Origin of the sequence: Streptomyces sp. NPDC008092 (assembly GCF_042957285.1) — a bacterium.
Classification (GTDB): Bacteria; Actinomycetota; Actinomycetes; order Streptomycetales; family Streptomycetaceae; genus Streptomyces.
On the sequence record NZ_JBIBHY010000021.1, the window covers coordinates 148,985 to 155,078 of the forward strand.

Annotated in this window: 4 protein-coding genes and 3 pseudogenes; 5 read left to right on the forward strand and 2 right to left on the reverse strand. The window is 68.6% G+C overall.

The window, feature by feature from the left end; translation table 11 throughout:
* Window positions 1-23: 23 nt before the first annotated feature.
* Together ACFZB3_RS45075 and ACFZB3_RS45080 are read right to left on the reverse strand one after the other, a co-directional pair.
* Window positions 24-578 (reverse strand): hypothetical protein, encoded by a 555-nt coding sequence (locus ACFZB3_RS45075; RefSeq protein WP_391388604.1) that lies wholly within the window; start codon window positions 576-578, stop codon window positions 24-26.
* A 90-nt stretch (window positions 579-668) separates the two neighbouring features.
* Entirely contained in the window at window positions 669-905 is a 237-nt protein-coding gene (locus tag ACFZB3_RS45080) for a hypothetical protein (RefSeq protein WP_391388607.1), read from the reverse strand.
* A 214-nt stretch (window positions 906-1,119) separates the two neighbouring features.
* Between ACFZB3_RS45080 and ACFZB3_RS45085 the strand changes: the two are divergent.
* From ACFZB3_RS45085 to ACFZB3_RS45105, 5 genes and pseudogenes are all read left to right on the forward strand, one after another.
* A pseudogene (locus tag ACFZB3_RS45085) lies at window positions 1,120-1,410 on the forward strand (FAD-dependent thymidylate synthase); the annotation flags it as partial.
* Window positions 1,390-2,316: pseudogene (locus ACFZB3_RS45090) on the forward strand (HNH endonuclease); the annotation flags it as partial. The pseudogenes ACFZB3_RS45085 and ACFZB3_RS45090, both read left to right, overlap by 21 nt.
* Window positions 2,317-2,769: pseudogene (gene thyX / locus ACFZB3_RS45095) on the forward strand (FAD-dependent thymidylate synthase); the annotation flags it as partial.
* Window positions 2,770-3,004: 235 nt separating this feature from the next.
* Window positions 3,005-3,904 carry a 4-hydroxy-tetrahydrodipicolinate synthase gene (gene dapA / locus ACFZB3_RS45100; protein ID WP_391388610.1) on the forward strand — a complete coding sequence of 300 codons (900 nt, stop codon included), beginning with the start codon at window positions 3,005-3,007 and terminating at the stop codon, window positions 3,902-3,904.
* 163 nt (window positions 3,905-4,067) lie between these two features.
* A complete protein-coding gene (locus ACFZB3_RS45105; RefSeq protein WP_391388613.1) occupies window positions 4,068-5,753 on the forward strand; it encodes an RNase J family beta-CASP ribonuclease in 1,686 nt (561 codons plus the stop codon).
* Window positions 5,754-6,094: the final 341 nt, after the last annotated feature.

Genomic DNA, 6,094 nt, shown 5'->3' on the forward strand with positions numbered 1-6,094 from the left:
TCGCGGCGGCCCTTCCAGCGGAGCTACCCGCGTCCGTACTCGGCCGCCCACGCCTCCACCACGTCCGCCGCACGGTCGAAGGCCGACGCCCGGCCCACGAAGTCCATCCCGTGGGTGGTCAGCAGCGGCTCGGTGTCCGACGGGGCGCGGTCCTTGCGCACCAGGGTCAGCGCCTGTCCCTGTACGGTCCGCGGCAGGCCCAGCCAGCGCACCGGCTGCTGCGCCGTACGCACCTCGACGACCCGCTTCCAGGGAACCGTCCGCGTGTACAGCAGACCCACCTGGCGCACGCCGTGCGCGCTCACCCACACGCCCATGCGCAGTATCCGCAGCGCCGCGGCGATGATCAGCAGGGCGATGCCGAGGACCGTCCCGGCGGAGCCGAGCGAGCCGGTCAGGGCCAGCGCGACCGCTGCGAACAGCACGAACGAGGCGAGCAGCAGCCACAGGGCGGCTCCGCCGACCCGCCACGGCCCGGGCCGGTAGGGGCGCCGCCAGCGGTCGCGGTCGTCGTGGGGCAGGGCGTTGTCGAGTGCCGCGTCATAGGTGCGGTCGGCCGTCAGGAAGGGCAGGGGCACGGCTGGTCCTCACTCAATCCATGCATGGGCTGTGCCCGGTGAGGCTATCCGCCCCTGTTCCCGCCCACCACTCACGGGGGTCCGGAAGAGTCAGCGCCCCTGGGAGGCCTGCGACTGCTGGGTCCCGGTGTCGGACGGCGTGGACAGCGCCGGCATGCCCAGCACCAGTGAGCCCACGAGCCCGGCCACGATGGTGAGCCCGAGCAGCCACCGCCCGGCTATCTGACTCACGGACGACCGCTGGCGGGGCGGGGGATCGATGTTGCTGCGGAACCTGTCGGTTTCGGCGAGGAAGGCGAACGGGACCGGTTCGCGCCGACCGGACATGGGCGGTGCATCCCCTCTCGGGATCGGATTTCGGGATCGAACGACTGTCTGTCATCTACACAGACGGGCGAGTGGCCCCGATGGTGCCCGGTTTCACCGAATTCACAGAAATTCGCTGCCGTATGTCGTGCCCCGGCACCGAAGGCCCGGTTGTCGCTGCCGGGCCGTAGAGTGGGCGCCGCCCGAGAGAAGTGATGGAAGGACCCTCCGAGCCGTGACCGACACCCCCGCCGACGACCTCAAGCCCAGCTTCCGGAGCGATGTCACCGTCGACCTGGTCAAGCACAGCGCGGCCGACTCCGACGTGCTGTGGGCCGCACGCGTCTCCACCGCCGGCGAGCAGTCCCTGGACGAGCTGAAGAAGGACCCGGAGCGGTCCAAGGGCCTCATCAACTACCTGATGCGGGACCGGCACGGCAGCCCCTTCGAGCACAACTCGATGACCTTCTTCATCAGCGCCCCGATCTTCGTCTTCCGCGAGTTCATGCGGCACCGGGTGGGGTGGTGCATCGCCGGGGACACGGAGATCACGCTGGAGAGCGAGGCCGGCCACCTGCGCCGGCACACCATCGCCGAGCTGTACAAGCTCTGGCACCTGGGTGTCGAGGACCGTCTGCCGCACTCGGCCGGCGGCGTGACCTGGCACAGCCGGGCGGGCAAGTGGACGGCTCAGGTGCGCCGCGGCGACACCGACCACTACCTCGGTCTGTACGAGAACCGCGAGGCGGCCGAGTCCGCCGTCGCGGAGTTCCGCGAGCTGCACCCCAGCACCCGCCTCCGCAAGCTCGAATCGGTGCGCCGCAACCACGTGCGCTGCTACGACGAGGAAACCCTGCTCGCCCAGCGGGCCAGGATCGTCGACGTGATCGAGTCGGGCGTGAAGCCGCTCGTCAAGATCACCACCGCCTCGGGCAAGACCCTCCGCTGCACGGTCGACCACGCCCTCTTCACTCCGGAGGGCTGGTGCAAGGCGGGAGAGCTCACCGTCGGGGACGCCGTCCTGGTCTCGGGCACGGCGCCCCGCCCGTCACAGGGGCCGGTCCCGCCGAGCCTGCGCCGCGGGATCGGCGTATGGACCTCGATGCAGCGTGAGCGGCTGATCAAGGAGACCGACACCTGCCACCTGTGCGGTCGGGACTTCCCCCGGGACCGGCTCGCCCTGGACCACGTCGTTCCGGTGGCCGGTGACCTGCTCCGGGCCCTCGACGAGAAGAACCTCGCTCCGGCCTGCGAGCCGTGCCACGCGACCAAGAGCGCGGGGGAACAGGCGGTGGCCCGGCGTGACGGCGAGATCGCCAAGGCGGTACCGGACCAGATCGTCGCCGTCGAGGCGGACGGCGAGGAGATGACGTACGACCTCTCCGTGGAAGGCCCCTGGCACAACTTCCTCGCGAACGATTTCGTCGTGCACAACTCGTACAACGAGGAGTCCGGCCGTTACAGGGAGCTGCAGCCCGTCTTCTACGTCCCGGGTGAGGACCGCAAGCTGGTGCAGCAGGGGCGTCCGGGCAAGTACGAGTTCGTGCCGGGTACCGAAGCCCAGCAGGAGATCGTGGAACGCTCGATGCAGGAGTCGTACATCCAGGCGTACGAGCGCTACCAGGAGATGCTCGCCGCCGGCGTCGCCCGCGAGGTCGCCCGTGCGGTGCTCCCCGTGGGCCTCTTCTCCTCGATGTACGCCACCTGCAACGCCCGCTCGCTGATGCACTTCCTCGGGCTGCGCACCCAGCACGAGCTGGCCAAGGTGCCGTCCTTCCCGCAGCGGGAGATCGAGATGGTCGGCGAGAAGATGGAGGCGGAGTGGGCCAGGCTCATGCCGCTCACCCACGCCGCCTTCAACGCCAACGGCCGGGTCGCACCGTAGTACGGCCGGTAGTGCGGCCCGTCGATCGCGCTTCCTGTCGGGCTCGGCACAGATGTACGGATCAGCCTCGCGAGGTGTCCGTATTGCGGCATTTAGAGAAGTTCATCTAGCCTGATCAAACGGACCCGGCACTGCTTGAACCCCCGAGCAGGCAGTGCCGGGCTCCGCATTTGTCCGGACTTTCCCCGCACCCCAAGGGCAGACCGCGCCGTGAGCACCGAGTAGCGTGTAACCCATGGCTCCGACCTCCACTCCGCAGACCCCCTTCGGGCGGGTCCTCACCGCCATGGTCACGCCCTTCACGGCGGACGGCGCGCTCGACCTCGACGGCGCACAGCGGCTCGCCACCCACCTGGTGGACGCAGGCAACGACGGCCTGATCATCAACGGGACCACCGGCGAGTCCCCCACCACCAGTGACGCGGAGAAATCGGACCTGGTACGAGCCGTACTGGAGGCGGTCGGCGACCGCGCCCACGTCGTGGCCGGAGTCGGCACCAACGACACCCACCACAGCGTCGAGCTGGCCCGCCAGGCCGAGCGCGACGGCGCACACGGCCTGCTGGTCGTCACGCCGTACTACAACAAGCCCCCTCAGGAGGGCCTGTACCGGCACTTCACCACGGTCGCCGACGCCACCGCCCTGCCGGTCATGCTCTACGACATCCCCGGCCGCAGCGGCGTCCCGATCAACACCGAGACGCTCGTCCGCCTCGCCGAGCACCCCAGGATCGTCGCCAACAAGGACGCCAAGGGCGACCTCGGCCGCGCCAGCTGGGCCATCGCGCGGTCCGGCCTCGCCTGGTACTCCGGCGACGACATGCTCAACCTGCCGCTGCTCTCCGTGGGCGCGGTCGGCTTCGTCTCGGTCGTCGGCCACCTGGTCACCCCCGACCTGCGGGCCCTCGTCGACGCCTACACCTCCGGTGACGTCGTCAAGGCCGCCGAGATCCACCAGAAGCTGCTCCCCGTCTACACCGGCATGTTCCGCACCCAGGGCGTCATGACCACCAAGGCCGCGCTCGCCCTCCAGGGACTGCCCGCAGGACCCCTGCGCGCACCCATGGTCGAGTGTTCGGCCGAGGAGATTGCCCAGCTCAAGATCGATCTTGCCGCCGGCGGGGTACAACTCTGACAACAGACTTCTGCGCGGCCGTCCGCGCAGCGACGCTTCACAACTGAAGAAGCGGGACCACCGGTGCCCGCACCCTGCAAGGACAACGACAACTGCTTATGCACGAACGTCACGCACGCCACGTGCCCGACCGGTACGTGGCGTGCGTGGTGAGGAGAGTCTTTTGAGTCATCCGCATCCTGAACTCGGCGCCCCGCCGCAGCTCCCCGAAGGCGCGCTCCGCGTCACCCCGCTCGGCGGGCTCGGGGAGATCGGCCGAAACATGACTGTCTTCGAGTACGACGGCCGCTTGCTGATCGTCGACTGCGGAGTGCTCTTCCCCGAGGAGGAGCAGCCCGGAATCGACCTGATCCTGCCGGACTTCTCGTCCATCCGGGACCGCCTCGACGACGTCGAGGGCATCGTCCTCACGCACGGCCACGAAGACCACATCGGCGGCGTCCCCTTCCTCCTCCGTGAGAAGCCGGACATCCCGCTCATCGGCTCCAAGCTGACCCTCGCCCTCATCGAGGCCAAGCTCCAGGAGCACCGCATCCGCCCCTACACCCTGGAAGTGGCGGAGGGGCAGCGCGAGCGCGTCGGTCCCTTCGACTGCGAGTTCATCGCCGTCAACCACTCCATCCCGGACGCCCTGGCCGTGGCCATCCGCACCCCGGCCGGCATGGCGGTCCACACCGGCGACTTCAAGATGGACCAGCTCCCGCTGGACGGCCGTCTGACGGATCTACACGCGTTCGCACGGCTGAGCGAGGAAGGCATCGACCTGCTCCTCGCCGACTCGACGAACGCCGAGGTCCCCGGATTCGTCCCGCCCGAGCGGGACATCTCCAACGTCCTGCGCCAGGTCTTCGCCAGTGCGCGCAAGCGGATCATCGTGGCGAGCTTCGCCAGCCACGTCCACCGCATCCAGCAGATTCTGGACACGGCCCACGAGTACGGCCGCCGGGTCGCCTTCGTCGGCCGCTCCATGGTCCGCAACATGGGCATCGCGAGGGACCTCGGCTACCTGAAGGTCCCGCCGGGCCTGGTCGTCGACGTCAAGACGCTCGACGACCTCCCCGACCACGAGGTGGTCCTGGTCTGCACGGGCTCGCAGGGCGAACCGATGGCCGCCCTGTCCCGGATGGCCAACCGCGACCACCAGATCCGTATCGTCGACGGCGACACGGTCATCCTGGCCTCGTCGCTCATCCCCGGAAACGAGAACGCGGTCTACCGCGTCATCAACGGCCTGACCCGCTGGGGCGCCAACGTCGTCCACAAGGGCAACGCCAAGGTGCACGTCTCCGGCCACGCCTCCGCCGGTGAACTGCTGTACTTCTACAACATCTGCCGGCCGAAGAACCTGATGCCGGTCCACGGCGAATGGCGCCACCTGCGCGCCAACGCCGAACTCGGCGCCCTCACCGGCGTCCCGCACGACCGCATCGTCATCGCCGAGGACGGCGTCGTCGTCGACCTCGTCGCGGGCAAGGCCAAGATCTCCGGCAAGGTCCAGGCGGGTTACGTCTACGTCGACGGCCTCTCGGTCGGCGACGTCGGCGAGCCGGCCCTCAAGGACCGCAAGATCCTCGGCGACGAGGGCATCATCTCGGTCTTCGTGGTCGTCGACTCGTCCACCGGCAAGATCACGGGCGGACCCCATGTCCAGGCCCGTGGCTCCGGCATCGACGACTCGGCGTTCGCCGACGTCATCCCGAAGATCGCGGAAGTCCTGGAACGCTCGGCCCAGGACGGCGTCGTGGAACCCCACCAGCTGCAGCAACTCATCCGCCGGACGCTGGGCAAGTGGGTCTCGGACACGTACCGGCGCAGGCCGATGATCCTCCCGGTGGTCGTGGAGGTCTGACGCGCGTACTGCATGCGTACGGCCTGTCGTACGCATGAACCTGGAGCGGGCCGCCTCGATTTGCATCGAGGCGGCCCGCTCCAGTACGTTTACGGCTCCGCCCAGCCGGGAACCCCGGTGCTTCATGCGCTGGATCCAGGCTCCCCGGACCGGGTGGAAATTCCGACTCAGAACTTCTGATAAAGTCGGAACCGCCGGAAAGGGAAACGCGAGAGCGGAAACCTGGAAAGCACCGAGGAAATCGGATCGAGAAAAGATCTGATAGAGTCGGAAACGCAAGACCGAAGGGAAGCCCGGAGGAAAGCCCGAGAGGGTGAGTACAAAGGAAGCGACCGTTCCTT

Excerpts from the sequence above, each read along its gene's own strand:
- dapA (WP_391388610.1), top strand. The coding sequence starts at position 3,005 with ATGGCTCCGACCTCCACTCCGCAGACCCCCTTCGGGCGGGTCCTCACC.
- ACFZB3_RS45080 (WP_391388607.1), bottom strand. The coding sequence starts at position 905 with ATGTCCGGTCGGCGCGAACCGGTCCCGTTCGCCTTCCTCGCCGAAACC.